Raw genomic sequence first — 19,487 nt, 5'->3', positions numbered from 1 at the left:
CCGCACCGGCGGCAACGCCCGCCTGCGCCGCGTCGCCCGCCCCGCCTCCTCCGCCCCCGCCGTCGGCTCCGCCAAGCGCCACGCCGCCGAACAGCAGGCGGTCGTGGACGAGGTGTTCGCGTCCTGACCCGGTAGCAGCACCCCGGTGGCAGCACCCCGGTGGCAGCACCCCGGGAACGACGATCCCGCCCGGCCGAACGGCCGGGCGGGATCGCTGTTCTCCGGAACCCTCCGGAGGCGGTGTCAGTCCTCGATCATCGCCACGGCCCGGGCCCACCCGGCGCCGCCACCGGCGAGCTTGACGGGGAAGCAGGTGAGGTGGAAGCCGTGCGGGGCGGGCAGTTCGTCCAGGTGGGCGAGGCGCTCGATCTGGCAGTACTCGCGCTCCCGGCCGGCGAAGTGGGCGGGCCACAGCACGTCGCGGTCCCCCGTCCTGCGGTACGCGTCGATGATGTGGGTGAAGGGCGCGTCCAGGCTGAAGGCGTCGGTGCCGATCACCCGCACGCCGAGGTCCAGCAGGTAGGTGATGCCGGACCGGTCGAGGCCGGCGAACTCGGTGAAGTAGCGGGGCGTGCCGACGTACGCCGAGGCGCCGGTGTGCAGGATGACGATGTCGAGCTCCTCGGGCGTGCGCCCGATTCGGTCGAAGCCCTCCTTGAGGCGTTCGGCGCTGATGGTGCCGGTGCCGACGTCCCGGACGTCGACCACCAGCGCGGGCCGGTGGAACCACTCCAGCGGCATCTGGTCGATGTGCCGGGCCTGCCCGTAGGAGGCCGTGCCGTAGTGCGAGGGCGCGTCGACGTGGGTGCCGGTGTGGGTGGTGAGGGTGACGGTGTCGTTGGTGAGGAACTCGCCGCCCGGCAGGGTCTCCACCGGGAAGTCCAGGTCGAAGTGCTCCTTCATCTCGGACGCCATGTGCCGGGCCCCTTCGGCCGCCGACATCACGGTGTGGACGACCGGGTCGGGCTCCCAGAACCCGGCGTCGATCGGTGAGGACAGGTCCAGCAGGCGCATCTCGGGCCTCTCGTCAGGTCAGGTCGTGGTGAAGCGGTCGGTGTGCACCCGGACGGGCTGCCGGCCGTAGGCGATCCGGCGCAGCAGCGCGTGGTAGAGCGGGGTGCGGGAGACCGCCCGGGCGAGCACCGGGCGGACGGTGTCGGCGACGGGGTTGCTGGAGAGCATCGCCCGGCCCTGCAGGGCCTGCAGTTTGAGCGCCGCCACGATGTCCGGGCGGCGTTCCCGCTCGAACCGGGCGAGCCGGGCGGCGCCGGTGTCCCGGGCGTGCAGGGCGTCGAGCAGGACGGGGTGGAGCAGGGCGGCGTCCTGGACGGCGAGGTTGATGCCCTGGGCGCCGATCGGCCCGTGGGTGTGGGCGCTGTCGCCGATCAGCACGAGGCCGTCGGCGGCCCACGTCGTCGCCTGGCCGGAGAAGACGTCCAGCAGGCTGAGGTCGGAGAGCCGGGTGATCCGCTCGCGGACGGCGTCGGCGTACTGCGGCACGGCCAGCGCGATCTGGTCGCGGACGTGCTCGACGCCCCGTTCGGCGAGGGCGCGGTAGCCGCCGTGCGGCAGGGTCCAGCCGAACTGCACCTGGTTCGGGTGGGAGTGGTAGACGAGCATCGGGTTCCCGCCGGAGCGGTAGACCTGGACGGCGTCGGGCTGCGCCTCGGCCACCGGCAGCTTGAACCAGAGCACGTCCTGGGTGAAGGACTCCACCCGGGCCGCGTCGATGCCCGCCAGCCGGCGGACCTTGGAGTAGCGGCCGTCGGCGCCGACCACGCACTGTGCCCGGACCTCCTGCTCGCCGTCGGGGCCGCTGCCGCGGACGCCGCACACCGCGCCGTCCCGGGTGAGCAGTTCGGTGGCCCGGGTGCCGGGCAGGTGGCGGAAGCCCTCGTGGGCGAGGCAGGCGTCCAGCAGGGTGTCCAGCAGGTGCGGCTGGGGCAGGCTGAGCAGGCAGTTGTACGGGTCGGGCAGGCGGCGGTAGTCCACGTCGAGCAGCACCCGGTCGCGGCTGACGAGTTGGAAGCGCTCGTGCGGGTGGCAGCCGCGCTTGCGGGCGGCGTCCAGCACGCCGAGTTCGTCGAGGACGGCCATGCCGCCGGGCTGCAGGATCTCGCCCCGGTAACTGCGGTCCGTGGAGCGGGACTTCTCCAGCAGGGTGACGGAGACGCCGGATTTGAGCAGCAGGAGGGCCAGGGTGAGCCCGGCCGGGCCACCGCCCACCACGCAGATGTCCGCTGTGCTTGTGTGCACGGGTGCCTCTCTCGGGATGTCGCCGGTCGGCCGGGCCGGTCCCGTCCGGGGCGGGTGGAAGAGCGGCGCGGGGTCCCCGGTCGTGGACCGGGGACCCCGCGCCGCGGGACGGGGTGCCGTGCCCGGGGTGGTTCAGGGCATGAGGCCCAGGCCGCCGTCGACGGTGAGGGTCTGCCCGTGGATCCAGGCCGCCTCGTCCGCGCAGAGCAGGGCGACCGCGTCGGCGACGTCCGCCGGGGTGGTCAGCCGGCCCGCGGGGGTGCGTTCGGCGAGGACCTTCAGCATGGCGGGGTTGCCGGTCGACTCCCCCTTGTCGATCTTGGCGGTGGAGATCGCGTTCACGGTGATCCGGCGGCCCGCCAGCTCCGCCGCCAGGTAGCGCACCAGGCTCTCCAGCGCAGCCTTGGCGAGGCCCGCGTTCACGTAGCCGGGAACGGCGCTGCGCGCCCCCGAGCTGGAGATCGCGACCACCCGCCCGCCCCGCTCGCCCATCAGCCCGGGCAGCAGCGGGGCGGCGGCGAGCAGCGGGGCGAGCGCGGTGGTCAGGTCCTGGCGCAGCGGCCGGGCCGCCACCCCGAGGGCCGAACCGGGGTGCCAACTGGCCGCGTTGTGCACCAGCAGGTCGAGCCGGCCGTGCCGCTCGCCCGCGCGGGCGAGCAGCGCCCGGACCTCGGCGGGCCGGGTGAGGTCGGCCGGGGCCGGTTCGGCCGTGCCCGCCAGGCCCGCCAGGGCCGCGAGGGCGTCGTCCGCCGCGGACCGGGGCCCGCGATGGTTGACCAGCACGTGGCAGCCCGAGGCGCACAGCTTGCGGGCGATGGCCAGACCGAGGCCGCGGGTGGCCCCGGTCACCAGGGCCACCCTCCCCTCCAACCCGGGCATCGGCTTGATGTCCTGGTTCATCGGGGCCCCGGGATCAGTCGGCGGTCGGGGTGTGCGAGGCGATCTCGGTGTAGAGGTCGGCCGTCACCTCCACGTAGGGGCTCATCGCCCGGACGTGGCTGGTGAACTCGGGGGTGCTGACGGCGGCGCGGTGGGCGGCGCCGTCGGCCCACACGCCGACGTTGACGTAACTGCCCGGCTTGGAGAGCGACTTGAGCATCCGGAAGCCGAGGAAGCCGGGCTGCGCGGACATGAACTCGGTGTGCTCCTTGAAGAGCTGCTCGAAGGCCTCGGCGTCGTCGCCCCTGAGCGTGAAGGTGGTGATGAAGTTGATCACGGGGTACCTCCTGGGTGGATTCGGACGGGACGTGCGGTTCAGCGCTGCCGCAGCAGCTCTGCCATGCGGGCGCGCAGCTCCCTGCGCGGCACCTTTCCGTTGGGCGAGCGGGGGATCGACTCCACCGCCTCCAGGTGTTCGAGGTGCTGGTAGTACGGCATCGTGGCGTTGGCCTCGGCGGCCACGGCCTTGAGCGCGCGCTCCGGATCGGCGGCCGCCTGCTCGGTGAGGACGACGAACGCGGTGGCGACCGCCCCGCAGCTCGGGTCCGGGTGGTCCAGGACGACGCACTCGCGCACGTCGGGGTGGTTGCCGACGACCCGTTCCACGGCGGTCGGCGAGACCAGCCAGTTGTCCCGCTTGAAGACGTCCTTGAGCCGGTCGATCAGGGTGAGGCGGCCGTCGGCGCCGATCTGGCCGACGTCGCCGGTGGAGAACCAGCCCTGGTCGTCGATGCTGCTGGGCACCGACTCGCCGGCGTAGCCGAGCATCACCTGCGGCCCGCGGACCTGGACCTCGCCGGCGCAGCCGGTGTCCAGCACCGCCCGGGTGTCGACGTCGACGATCCGGCACTCGGTGTCGGCGACCGTGCGGCCGACCGTGCCCGGGAGCCAGTCCGACAGGTCGTCGGAGTGGGTGAGCGGCGAGGTCTCGGCCAGGCCGTAGCCCTGGATCACCGGGACGCCGAAGTGCTCGGCGAGGCGGTGGGCGGCCGCGGCGGGCAGTGCGGAGCCGCCGGAGGCGATCACCCGCACGGTCTCCAGCCGGAGCTCCGGCAGCCGGTCCGAACCGGCCAGCGCGGCCAGCCGCGGGGGCAGGCTGTAGTAGTGCGTGGCCCCGTACTCGTTGGCGAGCCCCACCGAGGCGGCGGGGTCGGGGGCGGCGCAGAGCAGCTGGGTGGCACCGGCGAGGATCGCCGAGTTCATGTGCATGGGGTGGAAGGTCGGCAGGTGGTTGAGGACCACCGACCCGCCGGAGATCCGGTGGGCCTGCGCGACCTGCGCCGCGTTGACGGTGACGTTGCGGTGGCTGAGCATCACCGTCTTCGGCGCCCCGGTGGTGCCGCTGGTGAAGTGCAGGCAGGCCAGGTCGTCCGGGCCGGCCGCGGACTTCGCCGGCCCGTCGCCGGGCGCGACCGTGCCGATCTCCGCGAGGACCTCGCGCAGGGTGCGGCCGATCCGCTCGGCGCCGGCCGGGCGCGGCCCGAGCACCACGATCTCCCGCAGCGCCGGGAGGCGGTCGCGGACGGCGTGGATGCGGGCGGCGGTGGCGGCGTCCACCAGGGCGATCTCGGTGCCCGAATCGCCCAGGACGTGCGCCAGTTGCTCCTCGCGCAGGAACGGGTTGATCGGGGCGGCGGTGTTGCCGCTGCGCAGCACGCCGTAGTAGCCGACGACGAAGTCGGGCGAGAGCAGCGAGGTCAGCGCCACCACGGTGCCGGGCCGGTCGACGTGGCCGCGCAGCAGGATGGCGCAGCGGCTGACCATGGTGTCGAGCACGCCGTAGGAGATCCGCCGGGCACCGGCCCGGATGGCGGTCCGGGCCGGGTGGTTGGCCGCGCTCGCGGCGAGCATGGCGTCCGCGGGCCCCTCGGGGAAGACGATGCTGGGCCGGCCGTTCGGGTCAGTCACGGGCGGTGCCCTCCGCGTGCGCCTTCGCGTGCATCAGGGTGGCGGTGCTGTTGGTGCCGAGGGCGGTGCGCACGTACGCCTTGGCGTCCGCGACGGTGGTGCCCTCGCCGAGCAGGGCGAGCCGCTCCGGGTTGATCCGGATCGTGTGCTCGGAGGTGGCGGCGACGGTGCCCTGCGGGGTGGGGGTGAGCGTCCAGCAGCCCAGGTGCAGGCTGAGCAGCGGCGGCAGCACGAGCTGCTTGTAGACCAGCCGGCCGTCGGCCAGGGCGACCCGGACGGAGGCCGTGGTGTGGGTGCTGCCGTCCTTGGCGGTGGTGTCCATCTCCAGGTGCTGCAGGCCCGGGGTGTCCTCGCGCAGCACGACTCGGGAGACGTGCGGCAGCCGCTTCTCCCACTCCTCGGCCCGGTACAGGAACTCGCGGACGGCCTCGGCCGGGCCGTCGATCTCCACCGTGTCGGCGAAGGTCAGTTCCAGGCCCTCCGGGTCGGCGGCGCCCGCCGCGCCCTCGGCGGCGCCGCGCAGGGCCGCGAGCTCGGCGTTGCTGTTGCGGTCGACGGCCTGCGCGATCCACTGCTCGGCGTCCGGGACGTCGTCCACGGCCGTGTAGTCGTGGGTCAGCAGGACGGAGGTGCGCCCGTCGGGCAGCGCTTCGAGGATCCACTCGCCGCCCATCGAGGCGACCGGCGACTGGGAGACCTCCTGGCGGAACGCGATGCGGTGCGCCCCGGGGTCGAGTTCGCGGCGGGACACCCAGGTCTTCACCGCGCCGTTGGCCGTGGCCCAGAGCCGGATGCGCTCGGTGCCGCCGTCCAGTTCCAGCTGCTCGGCGTGGACGGTGGGCCCGAAGACCCGGGGCCAGCCGGTGACGTCGGCGACGAGGGCGTACACGGTGTCCAGCGGTGCGGCCACCTCGATCCGGTGCTCGGTGTGGTGCGCCGCGGCGGTGCCGCCGGTCGATGGTTCCATGTCCGGCTCCTTCCTGGTGGGTGGGGGTGCCGCCGCCGGGCGGCGGCACGGGGGCATCAGTAGTTGCCGAGGCCGCCGCAGACGTTGATCGCCTGCGCGGTGATCGACGCCGCCGTCGGGGTGGCCAGGTACGCCACCATCCCGGCGACCTCCTGCGGGGTGCTGTAGCGGCCGAGCGGGATCTTCGCCTGGAAGCGCTGCAGGATGTCGTCGGTGGTGGTGTCCCAGGCGGCGGCGTAGCCCTGGCGGACCCGCTCCGCCATCGGGGTCTCGACGTAGCCGGGGCAGACCGCGTTCACGGTGATGCCGGACTTGGCGAGTTCGAGGCCCAGGGCCTTGGTGAAGCCGATCACGCCGTGCTTCGACGAGGAGTACGGGGCGGCCATCACGACGCCCTGCTTGCCGCCGGTGGACGCGATGTTGATGATCCGTCCGGAGCCCGCGGCGAGCATGCCCCCGGCGGTCAGGACCTCCCGGGTGAGCCGGAAGACGCTGGTCAGGTTGGTGGCGATGACGTCGTCCCAGAGCTCGTCGGCGAGTTCCGCGGTGGGGCCGCCGCCGCTGCGGCCGGCGTTGTTCACCAGGACGTCGACCGGGCCCCACTGGGCGACCGCCTGCTCCACCAGGGACCGCAGGTCCGCGAGCTCGCGGACGTCGCAGGCCGTTCCGGCCGCCTGGACGCCCGCGTCCCGGAGCTCCTTCACCGCACCGGCGACGTCCTCGGCGGAACGGGCGCACAGGAACACCCGCGCCCCCGACCGGCCGAACTCCTCGGCGACGGCGCGGCCGATGCCGCTGGTCGCCCCGGTGACCAGCACGTGCGGGCTGCTGTCGGCCATCGGATCCACCTCTCGGTCGTCAGACGCGGCACCCTGCCGCGTTCTCGCCGCAACCCTGGCGACCGCTCCTCAAGGCGCTCTCGAAGCGGGCTGGAGTCCGCGTCCACCAGCCGTACTCAAGGTGGTCTCTAGGCCGCGGCGGGAGCCTTGGGCCGGCGCGCCGACATCCGTCACCCGTGCCGTTCCGGCAGAGGGAGTTCCCACATGTCTTTCACCAGCAGCCCCGCGTCCTCCGCGGCCGACGCCGCCCTGCAGGCCGAGGTCCAGCAGTTCTACGCGTGGCAGATGCACCTGCTCGACGACGGCGAGGCCGACGCCTGGGCCGAGACCTTCACCGAGGACGGGGTGTTCGCGGCGAACGCCCACCCGGAGCCCGCCCGGGGCCGGGAGACCATCCGCACGGCCGCCGCCAAGGCCGCCGCGCAGCGCGCCGAGGAGGGCATCCAGGTCCGGCACTGGCTGGGCATGCTGGACGTCCGGCCGCAGGAGGACGGCTCCGTCGTCGCGCTGAGCTACGCCCTGATCGTCAACACCCCGCTGGGCGGCAGCCCGCAGGTCCACCTGAGCACCACCTGCCGGGACGTGCTGGTGCGCGGCGAGAACGGCGGCTGGCTGGTCCGCGACCGCCAGGTCAAGCGTGACGACCTGGCCTGACCCGTACGACCCCGTGTCGGCCGGAGCCCTCGCCGGGCTCTTCCGGCCCGCGCGGGTGGAGGTCGCCGCCGTGCGGGTGCGCGCGGCGGACCCGGCCCGGCTGCCGCCCGCCGTGCGGGCCCAGGCCCCGGCCGGGGCGCGACCCGGCCGGCTGCGCACCTGGACGGCGGGTCGGCTGGCGGCCTCGCTCGCCCTCGCCCGGCTCGGCCGGGACGGCTGGCCCGCCCCCGGCTCCCGGGGGCGTCCGTGCTGGCCCGCGGGGGTGCACGGCTCGATCGGCCACACCGGGGACCTCGCGGTGTGCGCGGTCGGCCCGGCGGACGGCCCGCTGCTCGGCGTCGACGTCGAACGGGCCGACCGGCGGCTGCGCCCCGAGGACCTGCTGACCTCGATCTGCCACCGGGCGGCCCGCGACCGCGTCCTCGCCGGACCCGATCCGCGGGCCGCCGCCCTGGCCCTGCTCTGCGCCAAGGAGGCCGTCTACAAGGCGCTGCCCGCGGAGCTCCAGCGGGGGCTGCCGCTCTCGGCGGTCCTGCTGCGCCCCGCGGGCCCCGGCCGGTTCACCGCGGCCGTCGCGGGCACCACCGCCCGGGTGGCCCTCACCAGGACGGACCTGCACCTGTTCGCCGCCGCGCGGACGGGAGGGGTCCGCGCTCCGGGAGCAGCACCGCGCGGGTCGGCGGACGGGAGACCGTCCGCCGACCCGCGCCGTCGTGCGCCCGTCAGTGGTGCGAGGCCGTCCCGGCGGGGCGCCTGGGCAGGGCCAGGGCCGGCAGCAGGGCCAGGGCGCTGAAGCCCAGCGTCCACCAGAACGCGCTGCCGAAGGCGGGCACCAGCTGCTCGGCGGCGTGCGTGCCCGCCTGCACCTCGGTCACCACGGCGCCCGGACCGGCCTGCTGCTGGTAGCTGCGCTGCAGCACCAGGGAGAGCAGCGCGGTGCCGATCGAACCGCCCACCCGCTGCGAGATGTTGACGATGCTGGTGGCGTTGGGGAACTGCGCCCGGTCGAGGCCGTGGTACGCGGCGACCAGGGTCGGGATGAAGGTGGCGCCGAGCCCGAGGCCGCGCACCAGCAGCACCCCGCCGAGCCACACCTCGGAGGTGTCGGACTCCACGAAGGCGTACGGCAGGGTGCCCAGCAGGGCCAGCACCATGCCGACCGGCACGACCTTGCCCGCGCCGTAGCGGTCGGTGAGCCGGCCCGCCCGGGGGGCGATCAGCACGGCGCCGAGGCCCTGCGGGGCGAGCAGCAGGCCGGCCGCCATGGCGTCCTGGCCGCGCAGCAGCTGCTGGTAGAGGGGGAAGAGGAAGAGCGCGCCGAACAGCGAGGCGCCGAGCAGGAAGGAGGTGGCCGCGGAGGCGGCCACCGCGCGGTGCCGGAACAGCCGCAGGTCGACCAGCGGCGCGGTGTTGCGGCGGCGCAGCGCGTGCAGCACGAAGGCGCCGAGCATCAGGGCGCCGACGGCGAGTTCGGCCTCGGCGCGGGTCGAGGAGAAGCCGCTCGGCCCGCCGGCGTCCAGGAAGCCGAGGGTGAGGACGGCGAGGCCGGGGGAGAGCAGCAGCACCGACAGCACGTCCAGCGGGGCGCGGGTGGTGGGCTCGCCGCGGGGCAGCAGCTTCGCCGCGAGGCCCAGCGCGACCGCGCCGAGCGGCAGGTTGACGTAGAACAGCCAGGACCAGTCGAGGTGGTCGACGATCAGCCCGCCGAGCAGCGGGCCGAACACCGGCGAGAGCATGCCCGGGACGGCGGCCATGCCCATCACCCGGCCCATCAGCTTCGGACCGGCGGCGCGCGCCAGGATGGTCTGCGAGAGCGGCAGCAGCATGCCGCCGCCGAGGCCCTGGAGGGCGCGGAAGGCGATCAGCGACTCGGCCGACCAGGCGAGGCCGCACAGCGCCGAGCCGACCACGAACACGGTCAGCGAGGAGAGCCACATCCGGCGCGCGCCGAAGCGGGACACCCCCCAGCCGACCAGGGGTATGACCATCGAGAAGGCGAGCAGGTAGCTGGTGGTCACCCACTGGACGGTGGACAGCGGGGCGGCCAGCTCCTCGCCCATCGACCGGAGCCCGACCGAGACGATGGTGGTGTCCAGGGTCGACATGACGACGCCGAGGCTGACGGCCGCGCCCAGCACGAGCAGGGAGCGCGGTAACGCCTCCGGCGCGGCCCCGGCGTCCTCGTCGTCGCCGGGTCCTGCCGGTTTCGGGTTCACGCGTGACTGATTGGCGGCCATGCGGTGCTCCGCTCCGTGACGGAAACGCGGCGAATTCCGTTCCGCCGCATTTACGGTGGTGTGCCCGGCTTATTCTGCGGAACGTCCGCCTGATAGCGGGCTGATGTCGCGTCACTGTAGCGCACCGGCCCTCCGGTTGAGGAGGGCCGCATTCCCCTCCCCGGGGAATCCGCGACGAATCCGGCCTTTTCCCGCCGGGCCCCGCCACCGCCCCCGCCGGGGCCCGGCGGAGGGGGGTTCCGGCCGGTCTGGAGGCGGTTTCGAGCGGACTTCTAGCGGCGCCCGGCAGGCTCGCCGCGGGTAGGTCGGAGAAGCCGTCGCGCACCGGTGCGGCGCCGCAGCGAGAAGGCGAGCGATGTCCACAGAACCAGTGCACGTCATGGTCGTCGGGGCCGGGCCGTCCGGGCTCACCCTGACTCACGAACTGCTGCGGCGCGGCGTCCCGGTGCGGCTGGTCGACGCCGCCGCGGGCCCGGCGCCGACCAGCCGGGCCCTGGCCACCCACGCCCGCACCCTCGAAATCTACGACCAGATGGGAATCCTTCCGGACCTGATGCCGAAAGGCCGGAAAGTCCAGAAGTTCACGCTCCACCAGAACGGCCGGAAACTCGCCGCGCTGGACGCGGACTACTCGCAGCTGACGACCCGTTACCCGATGACCGTGATGGTTGACCAAGCCATTACCGAACGGGTGCTGCGGGACGCGGTCTCCCGGCTCGGCGTCGAGGTGGAATGGGGCACCCGGCTGGAATCCCTGGAGCACGACGCCGACGGCGCCACCGCCGTCCTCGGCCGCGCCGACGGCACCCGGGAAACCGTGCGGGTGCCCTGGCTGGTCGGCTGCGACGGCGGCCACAGCACGGTGCGCAAACTGCTGGGCCTGACCCTGGTCGGCGACTCCAGCGAGACCTGGCTGATCGCCGACGCCGTGCTCGACACCGACTTGGACGACCGCTCCATTCACTGGCTGCGCACCCGCTACGGCTCGCTGATGGCCGTGCCCTTCCCGGAGCAGGGCAAGTGGCGCCTGCTGGACACCGCCGACGCCTCCTACGACGGGGACGCCGACGCGGTCGGCGAGCGCTTCGCCGAGCGGCTCTCGCTCGGCGTCGGCCGGCCGGTCCGGGTCGAGCGGCCGACCTGGGTGTCCGTCTTCACCATCCAGCAGCGGATGATCCGCTCGATGCGCTCCGGCCGCTGCCTGGTGGCCGGCGACGCGGCCCACGTGCACAGCCCGGCCTCCGGCCAGGGCATGAACACCGGCCTCCAGGACGCCTACAACCTCGCCTGGAAGCTCGCCGCGGTGACCCGCGGCGAGGCCGCCGAGGCGCTGCTGGACACCTACTCGCAGGAGCGGGTGCCGGTCGGCGCCGCCCTGCTCGGCTCCACCAACCGCGCGACCCAGCTGATCCAGCTCAAGCACCCGGTCGCGGCGATCGTGCTGCCGGTGATGTTCAAGGTGGTCACCACCTTCTCCGCGCTCCGCTCGAAGGTCTCCCGGAAGATCATGCGGGCGATGTCGGCGCTCGACCTCAGCTACGCCGACAGCGCGCTCAGCCACCCGGCGACCGCGCCCGGCGGCGACGGCCCGGCCCCCGGCCGCCGGCTCTCCGAACTGACCGAGGCGGACCTCGCCCGGCCCGGCTTCGCCGCACTGGCCGAGGACCTGCGCACGGTCGGCTGGAAGCTGCTGGTCGGCGGCGGCCGCTCCGCCCTCGACGGCACCCTCGCCGGGCTGGAGAAGCGCCTCGGCGACTGGCTCGCGGTGCGCACGGTCGACGACCCGGCCACCGGCCCGGCCGCACTGCCCGACCCGGACGGCGCGCTGCGCCGCCGCCTCGGCCTCACCACCGCGGGCGACTGGGTGCTCGTCCGGCCCGACGGCTACGTCTCGGCCCGCGGCCGGGCCGCGGAGACGGCCCTGCTCGCCACCGCGCTGACCGCGGCCACCGCCGGGCTGGTCACCGACCCGCTCTCCGACACCGGCGCCGACACCCGCGCCCACTGACCCAGGAGCAGAGATGGACTTCGGACTCGCCGGGCGCACCGTCCTCGTCACCGGTGCCACCCGCGGCATCGGCAACGCGACCGCCCGGGCCTTCGCCGCCGAGGGCGCCCGCGTCGCGATCGGCTACGGCAGCGACCGGGCCGCGGCGCAGGCGCTCGCCGAGGAGCTCGGCGCGGCGGACGACCGGGCCCTGGCCGTCCGCTACCGCCTCGGCGAGCCGGACTCGCCGGACCGGGCGGTCGCCGAGGTCGAGGAGCGCTGGGGCGGCGTGGACGTCCTGGTCGCCAACGCGATGATGCCGGGGGCGCTGCGCCCGCGCGGGGCCCGGTTCGAGGACCACGACCCGGCCGAGTGGGCCCCCTTCGTCGAGCAGAACACGGTCGGGACGCTGCGGACGGTGCAGCTGGTGCTGCCCGCGATGCGCCGCCGCGGCTGGGGCCGGGTCGTCCTGGTCTCCTCCGTGGTGGCCCGGCTCGGCAAGCCCGGACGCGAGTACTACGGCACCGTCAAGAGCGGCCTGCACGGCTTCGCCCGCAGCCTGGTCTGGGACCTGCACGGCACCGGCGTGCTGGTGAACCTGGTCAGCCCCGGCCTGACCCTGACCCCCGAGGTCCGGGCGGCCCTCCCCGAGGACCTCCGGGCGGGCGAGCGGGCCGTCACCCCGAGCGGCGCCCTCAACCGCCCGGAGGACGTCGCGGCCGCCGCCCTGTTCCTGGGCTCGGCGGCGAACGGCAACATCACCGGCGAGGAGCTCGTCGTCGCCGGTGGCCGCTGACGAGATGAGAGGAGTACGAGGGGTGTGGAGGATCCTGCGGGCGGTGCTGCGCCGCACGGTCGTCGCGCTGGGGTGGCTGGGCCTGTTCTTCAGCCCAACCCTGCACGCCGTCTGGCTGCCCGGGCAGGAGGTCTCCCCGGCGCCGGAGGAGGAGCCGCCGACCGGCCCGCCGCCGGGGCACCCCGACCGGCAGGGCGCGGTGCGGCTGAGCCGTGAGGAGAACCGGGTCTGGGCCGAGTTGAACGAGCGCCTGGTGAAGTGAGCGGCGAGCGGCGAGCGGCGGGCAGCGGCCGACGGGCAGCGGCCGACGGGCAGCTCCCGGCGGGCGGTGAGCAGTCGGGTCGGCGGTCGAAATGCCCGGAGTGTCCGAGTATGTGAGTCTGGTCACAAGCTGTTCCGCCTCCGCCCGCACCCTCCTGCGGCGGCCGTCGGGAGGACCTGCTTCCATGCTCGCTCGCCGCCGCTCCGTGCCCGCCGCCCGTCCGCTCGCGCTGCGCCGCTGGGCGGCGCTGACCGGCGCGGCGGTGCCGCTGCTCCTGGCCGTCCCGGCCCTGGCCGTCGATCCGGCGACCGCCGCCCGGCAGCAGGCCCAGACGCAGCTGGACACCGCCCGGCAGCAGGCGCGGGCCCAGCTGGACGCGGCGCGGCAGCAGGTGGCGGGGCTCGCGGCGGGGGCCACCGCACTACCGGGGAGCCCGCTGCCGACCGGCCCGCAGCCCGACGGCCCGCAGTCCGACGGCGCACTGTCCGACGGCGCACTGTCCGACGGCGCGATATCCGGGGCGGCGGTGCCGTCGGTCCCGGCCACCGCCACCGCCACCGCCACCCGGGCGGCCGCCTCGCCGGTCGCCCCGCCGCTCCCGTCCGCTCCGGCCGAGCCCGCGCAGTCCGCGCAACCCGCACAGCCCACGTCGTCGCCGGAGCCGTCGGAGTCACCGGAACCAGCTGAGTCGCCGGAGCCGTCGGAGACGCCGGAACCGTCCCCGTCTCCGTCTCCTTCTCCTTCCCCCTCCCCTTCCCCCGCGCCTTCGGCGTCCTCCGACCCGGCCGGGGAGCCGCCCGCAGGTCCCGGGCACGGGCGGCACCAGCAGCCGGTGGTGCCGCTGTTCCCGGCGGGGCCGTGGATGCCGGGTGCGGACGGCGCGGACGGGACGGACGGCGGGCAGCTCGGGGCGCCGGAGCCGGGGGCGCCCGGCTGGGGGACGGGCGAGGACGGGGGCGCGGCCACCGCCCCGCCGAGCACGGACGCGAGCCCGAGCACGGAAGCGGGCTCCGGCCCGGGCGTCGAGCCGGGCGGCCCGGCGGGTCCGGGCGCGGGCGCGGGCGCGGCCGCGGAGGAGTCCGCGGCGGCGGGCGAGGTGCTGGCGGTGGGCCCGGTGGTGCCGGTGGTGCCGCCGCTGCACCACTGGAGCGACCCGTCCGTCCGGCAGCTGCCGCTGGGCGTCGGCCTGGGGCTGATGGGCCTGGGCCTGGGCCTGATCGGGCTGAGGCTGCGCCGTCACTAGCGCGAGCCGGGCCCGGGCCGGGCGGGGCCGGATGGGACGATCGGCGGGTCGGCTTCGTTGGCCACCGTGGTGGACGAAGCATGTGGCTTCCTCCCGCCCGGAAAGAGCGGGGTTCCCCTCAGCCTCGCGGCTGAGCCGCTGCGCGCGTGCGCGGCGGCGGGACTTCTTCCTGCTTCGTCGACGACTGCCCGCCCGGAGTGCTCCGTCGAGGTCTTACACCGTCTCCACAGGCTGCTGCCGCCAGCCCGGCGGCCAGGATGTTGCGTGCCGCGTTGACGTCCCGGTCATGGGAAGCGCCGCAGTCGCAGGTCCACTCACGGACGTTCAGCGGCATCGTGCCGCGGACGGTTCCGCAGGCGGAGCAGAGCTTGGAGCTGGGGAACCACCGGTCGACGGTGATCAGATCACGTCCGTACCAGTCGGCCTTGTACTCCAGCATGGACCGCAGTTCGGTCCACGAGGCGTCCGAGATCGCCCGCGACAGCTTGCGGTTCTTGAGCATGTTGCGGACGGTCAGGTCCTCGATCACGACCGTTTGGTTCTCACGGACGAGTCGAGTGGTCAGTTTGTGCAGGAAGTCCTGCCGCCGGTCGGCGATTCGCGCGTGCACGCGGGCCGCCTTGATCCGGGCCTTCTCCCGGTTCTTCGACCCCTCGGCCTTGCGGGCGAGGTTCCGCTGGGCTCTGGCCAGGCGTTCGCGGTCGGCGCGCTCGAACTTCGGGTTGGTGACCTTCTCCCCAGTGGAGAGCGTCACCAGGCTGGTGAGCCCGGCATCGATTCCCACCGCCGCGTTCACGGCCTCGGGCATCGAGGGTCGGTCCTCGCACAGCAGAGAGACGAACCAGCGCCCCGAAGCGTCCTGCGACACGGTGACGGTGGACGGCTGCGCCCCGGCGGGCAGCGGACGTGACCACACGATGTCCAGCGGCTCCGCCATCTTCGCCAGCGTCAGGGCACCGTCCCGGTAGCGGAACGCGGAGGACGTGTACTCGGCACAGTCGCGAGACTTCTTGCGGGACTTGAACCTCGGGTACTTCGTACGCTTGCCGAAGAAGTTGGCGAACGCCCCCTGCAGGTGTCGAAGCGCCTGCTGCAGCGGAACCGACGAGACCTCGGAGAGGTAGGCCAGTTCCCCGGTTCTCTTCCACGTCGTCAGCATCGCGCTGGTGGCGTTGTAGTTGACCCGTTCCCGGCGCAGCGACCACGCCTCCGTACGTGCCTGCAACGCCATATTGTAGACCTTGCGCACACACCCGAAGGTGCGCGACAGCTCGGCCGCCTGCGCATCCGTCGGATAGAAGCGGAACTTGAACGCCCGCTTCACCGGGCAAGTGGTCACGCTCAAAATTTAGCGCGGCAGCATGTAAGGATGAAATCTCCTGGTCGGAGCACCGCGGCCCGCCCGACGGCGAAACGCAGCCCGCTGCCCCGCTCCACCAGAGGTCCAATTCCTCCCCGCCCTGAAGGACGGGGTTTCCTTGAAGGCACGGGATGAAGGAGCTATGACCAACCCGATGAACGAGCGGTCGCAGCAGGATTCCTACCAGGCGTCACAGGCGTCGGGCGGGAGGTCAGAGGACAGTCCGAAGGTGCTGATCGTCGGGCCGGACGGGATGGCGGTGGGCACCGCGCCGGCCGGCGGGCTCGGGCGGGGCGGCGAGGAGGACGAGCCGCGCGAGCTGCCGGTGACCGAGATGGTCGAGCAGCCGGCGAAGGTGATGCGGATCGGCAGCATGATCAAGCAGCTGCTGGAGGAGGTGCGGGCGGCGCCCCTCGACGAGGCGAGCCGGGCGCGGTTGAAGGACATCCACGCCAGCTCGATCAAGGAGCTGGAGCTGGGCCTGGCCCCGGAGCTGGTCGAGGAGCTGGAGCGGCTGTCGCTGCCGTTCGCCGACGACACCATCCCGACCGAGGCCGAACTGCGGATCGCCCAGGCGCAGTTGGTGGGCTGGCTGGAGGGCCTGTTCCACGGCATCCAGACCGCGCTGTTCGCCCAGCAGATGGCGGCGCGGGCCCAGTTGGAGCAGATGCGGCGGGCGCTGCCCCCCGGTCTGCACGGCGCGGAGGGCGACCTGGAGGAGGGCCCGGGCCGCGGGATCCGTTCCGGTCCGTACCTGTAGCCCTACCCACGGTGGCCTTGCGGGGGCCGCGTTTCGGCGCGGCCCCGAACCGCTACCCTGACCGGTGTCCGGAGTAGTACCGCGCGCGCCGAGGGGGAGCTGGGACGATGACAGAGGGCACCACCGAGGGGCACTCGCTCGGGAACGGCCGGTACGTGCTGCAGCGGCTGCTCGGGCAGGGCGGCATGGCGTCCGTCCACCTCGCCTACGACACGGTGCTGGACCGTCAGGTCGCGGTGAAGACGCTGCACACCGAGCTGGGCCGGGAGGCCTCGTTCAAGGAGCGGTTCCGGCGCGAGGCGCAGGCGGTGGCGCGGCTCCAGCACACCAACATCGTCTCGGTGTTCGACTCCGGCGAGGACGTCGCGCCGGACGGGTCGACCACGCCGTACATCGTGATGGAGTTCGTCGAGGGCCGTTCGCTCAAGGACGTGCTGGACGAGCAGGTCACCGCGCTCGGCGCGATGCCCAACGAGCAGGCGCTGAAGATCACCGGTGCGGTGCTGGCGGCCCTGGAGGCCTCGCACGACCAGGGGTTGGTGCACCGCGACATCAAGCCGGCCAACGTGATGGTGTCCGCCAAGGGCGTCGTCAAGGTGATGGACTTCGGCATCGCGCGCGCCCTGCAGTCCGGCGTCACCTCGATGACGCAGACCGGCATGGTGGTCGGCACCCCGCAGTACCTGTCGCCGGAGCAGGCGCTCGGCAAGAGCGTGGACGCCCGGTCCGACCTGTACTCGGTCGGCTGCATGCTGTTCGAACTGCTCAGCGGGCAGCTGCCGTTCGACGGCGACTCGGCGTTCTCGATCGCGTACAAGCACGTGCAGGAGACCCCGCCCGCGCCGTCCACGCTGAACCGGGCGGTCACCCCCGCGATCGACGCGCTGGTGGAGCGGGCGCTGCGGAAGGACCCGGCGCACCGGTTCCCGACCGCGGAGGCGATGCGCGAGGAGCTGGAGCGGGTCCTGGCGGGGGAGCAGGGCGGCGGCAACACGCCGTTGCAGGCGTCCACCCCGCTGGTGATCGGCGAGGGCCCGCGCTCGGTGCACGCCGCGCCGTCGCTGACCAACTTCCCGCCGGTGCAGCAGCCGTACCAGCCGGTGCCCGGCCCGCCGACCCCGCCGCCGTACGCGGCGCAGACGCCGCCGCCGTTCCCGCAGGTCGCGCAGACGCCGCCGCCGTTCCCGCAGCCGGGCTTCCAGCAGCCGTTCCCGCAGGCCACCACGGCGCCGTTCCCGGCGCAGGCGCACGCCCCGGCGCCGATGCCGTACCCGGCCCCGGCGGCGAGCGGGCGCAACGGCTGCTCGACCGCGGCGATCGTGATCTGCGTGATCGCGGGCGTGCTGCTGCTGGCGTTCATCATCCTGATCGTCGTGGTGGCCAGCGCGAACAACTGACGCCGGGCGCAGTCGCTCGACACGCTACTCGAACCCGCTTCCCCGGCGGGCGCGCAGCGCCCGATCCGACCCCCGCGCGCGTCCTCCCGTTCCACGCCGGAGGGCACGAGACGGTAGCGTGCTGGGGAAGAACCGACAGGGCGAGCGCGCGCCGAGCGGGTGCCCGGGGCGAGGAGCGATGGGTCAGAGCGAACGACCGGACGACGGCGGGGACCAGCGGCGGGACGTGCCGGGCGGGGACGCCCGGGGCGGGGACGCGGGGCGGCCCGAGGAGGCCACCGGACCCACCGAGGTCTTCCCGGCCGGGGCCCGAACTCCCGGACGCGGCAGCGCCGTTCCGTTCCCCACGGTCGGTGAGGGCCGCTACCGGCTGACCCGGCGGCTGGGCCGCGGCGGGATGGCCGAGGTGTTCGCCGCCCAGGACATCAGGCTGGGCCGCACCGTCGCCGTCAAGCTGCTGCGCTCGGAGCTCGCCGAGGACGACACCGCCCGGCTGCGCTTCACCCGCGAGGCGCACGCCGTCGCCGCGCTCAACCACCACTCGATCGTCGCGGTCTACGACACCGGCGAGGAGCAGCACGGCGGGGAGTCCACCCCGTACATCGTGATGGAGCTGGTCGAGGGCCGCACCGTGCGCGAGCTGCTGGTGGACGAGGAGGCGCCGCCGGTCGACCAGGCGCTGATCATCACCGCCGGGGTGCTGGAGGCGCTGGCCTACAGCCACCGGCACGGCATCGTGCACCGCGACATCAAGCCCGCCAACGTCATCATCACCACCACCGGCGCGGTCAAGGTGATGGACTTCGGCATCGCCCGGGCGCTGGCCGGCGGCGCCACCACCATGACGCAGACCGGCATGGTGATGGGCACCCCGCAGTACCTGTCGCCCGAGCAGGCCCTCGGCAAGGCCGTCGACCACCGCTCCGACCTGTACGCGGCCGGCTGCATGCTGTACGAACTCCTCACCCTGCGGCCGCCGTTCGTCGGCGAGACGCCGCTCTCGGTGGTCTACCAGCACGTCCAGGACGCGCCGGTGCCGCCGTCCCGGGTCAACGACCGGGTGCCGCCGCAGCTGGACGCGCTGGTGATGCGGGCGCTGGAGAAGAACCCGGACGACCGCTTCCAGAGCGCCGACGAGTTCCGCGCCCACGTGCAGCACGCGCTGCGGCAGATGCACGGCGCGGCCGGCGCGGGCTACCCGGCGGGCGCCGCGGGCCTGGCGGCCGCCGCCGCGGCCGGGGCCTGGGAGCAGACCCCGCCGGTCGGCTCCGCCTCGCTCACCGAGCCGCTGAACCCGGTGGCGGGCGGCGCCGACCCCACCGAGGCGATGCCGTACCAGGTCACCTCGGCGTACCGGACGCCCGGCCAGCCCTACCCGGCCGTGACCGGGGCGGGCGGCGGCGAGGACGGGGACGGCGGGGAGCCCGGGAAGCCGCACCGGCGCAACCCGTGGGGCTGGGTGCTGGGCGTGGTCGCGCTGGTGCTCGCCGCCACCATCGGGGTCGCGCTGGCGCTGACGGCCAACGACCACGGCCCGGACCCGAAGGACGAGAAGCCGACGGCGCCGGTGCAGACCGCCACCGCCCCGACCACCGACGAGCCGGTCGAGCGGCCCACCACGGCGGCGCCGACCCGCACCCCGAGCAGCACCCACCAGCCGGAGACGCCGAGCAGCACGCCCCCGCCGACCGCCTCCCGCTCGGCCAGCCCGTCCGCCTCGGCCTCGACCGGCACCTCGCGCTCGCCGTCGGCGAGCAGCTCGGCGTCGGGGACCGCGACCGCGAGTGCCAGCAACTCCGTGCCGGCCAGCCCGAGCGCCTCCACGGGCGGGGTGCCGCCCACCCAGGCGTCGCTTCCGGACAACCTGATCCACCGCCAGTAG

General features: G+C 74.3%; 19 protein-coding genes. 10 read left to right on the top strand and 9 right to left on the bottom strand.

Translation table 11 applies throughout. The features are described 5' to 3' along the window. Positions 1-127: hypothetical protein (locus tag OO57_RS47300; protein ID WP_158714996.1), on the top strand; the 127-nt coding region annotated here is incomplete at its 5' end. A 116-nt stretch (positions 128-243) separates the two neighbouring features. Here OO57_RS47300 and OO57_RS01930 read toward each other — a convergent pair. The 7 genes from OO57_RS01930 to OO57_RS01900 form a co-directional block, all read right to left on the bottom strand. Beyond that, positions 244-1,014, bottom strand: coding sequence for a cyclase family protein (locus OO57_RS01930; RefSeq protein WP_033250424.1), 771 nt, complete (start codon positions 1,012-1,014; stop codon positions 244-246). An 18-nt stretch (positions 1,015-1,032) separates the two neighbouring features. After that, complete coding sequence (locus tag OO57_RS01925) at positions 1,033-2,256, bottom strand: FAD-dependent monooxygenase (RefSeq protein WP_033250423.1); 1,224 nt, start codon at positions 2,254-2,256, stop codon at positions 1,033-1,035. Positions 2,257-2,388: 132 nt separating this feature from the next. After that, complete coding sequence (locus OO57_RS01920; protein WP_033250422.1) at positions 2,389-3,156, bottom strand: SDR family NAD(P)-dependent oxidoreductase; 768 nt, start codon at positions 3,154-3,156, stop codon at positions 2,389-2,391. A 13-nt stretch (positions 3,157-3,169) separates the two neighbouring features. Continuing rightward, positions 3,170-3,472, bottom strand: a complete 303-nt coding sequence (locus OO57_RS43470; RefSeq protein ID WP_051776372.1) for an antibiotic biosynthesis monooxygenase family protein — start codon at positions 3,470-3,472, stop codon at positions 3,170-3,172. Positions 3,473-3,510: 38 nt separating this feature from the next. Then, entirely contained in the window at positions 3,511-5,103 is a 1,593-nt protein-coding gene (locus OO57_RS01910) for a class I adenylate-forming enzyme family protein (RefSeq protein ID WP_051776369.1), read from the bottom strand. After that, the gene (locus tag OO57_RS01905) at positions 5,096-6,070 is read right to left on the bottom strand and encodes an aromatase/cyclase (RefSeq protein WP_051776367.1); all 975 of its coding nucleotides are present in this window, start codon (positions 6,068-6,070) and stop codon (positions 5,096-5,098) included. The genes OO57_RS01910 and OO57_RS01905 overlap by 8 nt, the downstream gene beginning before the upstream one ends. A gap of 56 nt (positions 6,071-6,126) precedes the next feature. After that, on the bottom strand, positions 6,127-6,909 hold the full coding sequence (locus tag OO57_RS01900) for an SDR family NAD(P)-dependent oxidoreductase (RefSeq protein WP_033250421.1): 783 nt from the start codon (positions 6,907-6,909) through the stop codon (positions 6,127-6,129). A 204-nt stretch (positions 6,910-7,113) separates the two neighbouring features. Between OO57_RS01900 and OO57_RS01895 the strand changes: the two genes are divergently transcribed. Both OO57_RS01895 and OO57_RS39050 read left to right on the top strand, forming a co-directional pair. Continuing rightward, a complete protein-coding gene (locus OO57_RS01895) occupies positions 7,114-7,563 on the top strand; it encodes a nuclear transport factor 2 family protein (RefSeq protein WP_033250420.1) in 450 nt (149 codons plus the stop codon). Further along, positions 7,547-8,356: a 4'-phosphopantetheinyl transferase superfamily protein gene (locus tag OO57_RS39050; RefSeq protein WP_051776364.1), complete on the top strand. Its 810-nt coding sequence runs from the start codon at positions 7,547-7,549 to the stop codon at positions 8,354-8,356. The genes OO57_RS01895 and OO57_RS39050 overlap by 17 nt, the downstream gene beginning before the upstream one ends. On the opposite strand, the gene OO57_RS01885 is transcribed toward OO57_RS39050, so the two are convergent. Further along, on the bottom strand, positions 8,286-9,779 hold the full coding sequence (locus OO57_RS01885) for an MDR family MFS transporter (RefSeq protein WP_051776362.1): 1,494 nt from the start codon (positions 9,777-9,779) through the stop codon (positions 8,286-8,288). The two genes, OO57_RS39050 and OO57_RS01885, sit on opposite strands and share 71 nt — an antisense overlap. 376 nt (positions 9,780-10,155) lie before the next feature. On the opposite strand from OO57_RS01885, the gene OO57_RS01880 reads away from it, so the two are divergent. The 4 genes from OO57_RS01880 to OO57_RS01865 all read left to right on the top strand — a co-directional run bounded on the left by OO57_RS01880 (position 10,156) and on the right by OO57_RS01865 (position 14,088). Then, the gene (locus OO57_RS01880; protein WP_051776360.1) at positions 10,156-11,808 is read left to right on the top strand and encodes an FAD-dependent monooxygenase; all 1,653 of its coding nucleotides are present in this window, start codon (positions 10,156-10,158) and stop codon (positions 11,806-11,808) included. 13 nt (positions 11,809-11,821) lie between these two features. Continuing rightward, positions 11,822-12,583 carry an SDR family NAD(P)-dependent oxidoreductase gene (locus tag OO57_RS01875; RefSeq protein WP_033250418.1) on the top strand — a complete coding sequence of 254 codons (762 nt, stop codon included), beginning with the start codon at positions 11,822-11,824 and terminating at the stop codon, positions 12,581-12,583. Positions 12,584-12,605: 22 nt separating this feature from the next. After that, entirely contained in the window at positions 12,606-12,845 is a 240-nt protein-coding gene (locus OO57_RS01870) for a DUF6059 family protein (RefSeq protein WP_033250417.1), read from the top strand. Positions 12,846-13,029: 184 nt separating this feature from the next. Then, complete coding sequence (locus OO57_RS01865) at positions 13,030-14,088, top strand: hypothetical protein (protein ID WP_033250416.1); 1,059 nt, start codon at positions 13,030-13,032, stop codon at positions 14,086-14,088. A 118-nt stretch (positions 14,089-14,206) separates the two neighbouring features. Here OO57_RS01865 and OO57_RS01860 read toward each other — a convergent pair whose 3' ends face one another. Then, positions 14,207-15,433 carry an RNA-guided endonuclease InsQ/TnpB family protein gene (locus tag OO57_RS01860; protein WP_033250415.1) on the bottom strand — a complete coding sequence of 409 codons (1,227 nt, stop codon included), beginning with the start codon at positions 15,431-15,433 and terminating at the stop codon, positions 14,207-14,209. A gap of 157 nt (positions 15,434-15,590) precedes the next feature. Here OO57_RS01860 and OO57_RS01855 point away from each other — a divergent pair, with 157 nt between their 5' ends. The 3 genes from OO57_RS01855 to OO57_RS01845 all read left to right on the top strand — a co-directional run bounded on the left by OO57_RS01855 (position 15,591) and on the right by OO57_RS01845 (position 19,487). Next, positions 15,591-16,208 carry a bacterial proteasome activator family protein gene (locus OO57_RS01855; protein ID WP_418909864.1) on the top strand — a complete coding sequence of 206 codons (618 nt, stop codon included), beginning with the start codon at positions 15,591-15,593 and terminating at the stop codon, positions 16,206-16,208. Positions 16,209-16,315: 107 nt separating this feature from the next. Then, positions 16,316-17,605: a protein kinase domain-containing protein gene (locus OO57_RS01850; RefSeq protein WP_033250414.1), complete on the top strand. Its 1,290-nt coding sequence runs from the start codon at positions 16,316-16,318 to the stop codon at positions 17,603-17,605. A gap of 178 nt (positions 17,606-17,783) precedes the next feature. Continuing rightward, the gene (locus OO57_RS01845) at positions 17,784-19,487 is read left to right on the top strand and encodes a protein kinase domain-containing protein (RefSeq protein WP_033250413.1); all 1,704 of its coding nucleotides are present in this window, start codon (positions 17,784-17,786) and stop codon (positions 19,485-19,487) included.

Source organism: Kitasatospora phosalacinea, from assembly GCF_000717185.1.
In the GTDB taxonomy this organism is placed as follows: domain Bacteria; phylum Actinomycetota; class Actinomycetes; order Streptomycetales; family Streptomycetaceae; genus Kitasatospora; species Kitasatospora phosalacinea_A.
The sequence above is the reverse complement of the archived record's forward strand: the minus strand, read 5'-3'. Positions and strand labels throughout refer to the sequence as shown.

Coding starts and splice junctions, on each gene's coding strand:
- OO57_RS01920 (WP_033250422.1), bottom strand. CDS start 3,156: ATGAACCAGGACATCAAGCCGATGCCCGGGTTGGAGGGGAGGGTGGCC.
- OO57_RS01865 (WP_033250416.1), top strand. CDS start 13,030: ATGCTCGCTCGCCGCCGCTCCGTGCCCGCCGCCCGTCCGCTCGCGCTG.
- OO57_RS01895 (WP_033250420.1), top strand. CDS start 7,114: ATGTCTTTCACCAGCAGCCCCGCGTCCTCCGCGGCCGACGCCGCCCTG.
- OO57_RS01880 (WP_051776360.1), top strand. CDS start 10,156: ATGTCCACAGAACCAGTGCACGTCATGGTCGTCGGGGCCGGGCCGTCC.
- OO57_RS01875 (WP_033250418.1), top strand. CDS start 11,822: ATGGACTTCGGACTCGCCGGGCGCACCGTCCTCGTCACCGGTGCCACC.
- OO57_RS01845 (WP_033250413.1), top strand. CDS start 17,784: ATGGGTCAGAGCGAACGACCGGACGACGGCGGGGACCAGCGGCGGGAC.
- OO57_RS01930 (WP_033250424.1), bottom strand. CDS start 1,014: ATGCGCCTGCTGGACCTGTCCTCACCGATCGACGCCGGGTTCTGGGAG.
- OO57_RS01900 (WP_033250421.1), bottom strand. CDS start 6,909: ATGGCCGACAGCAGCCCGCACGTGCTGGTCACCGGGGCGACCAGCGGC.
- OO57_RS01855 (WP_418909864.1), top strand. CDS start 15,591: ATGACCAACCCGATGAACGAGCGGTCGCAGCAGGATTCCTACCAGGCG.
- OO57_RS01905 (WP_051776367.1), bottom strand. CDS start 6,070: ATGGAACCATCGACCGGCGGCACCGCCGCGGCGCACCACACCGAGCAC.
- OO57_RS01850 (WP_033250414.1), top strand. CDS start 16,316: ATGACAGAGGGCACCACCGAGGGGCACTCGCTCGGGAACGGCCGGTAC.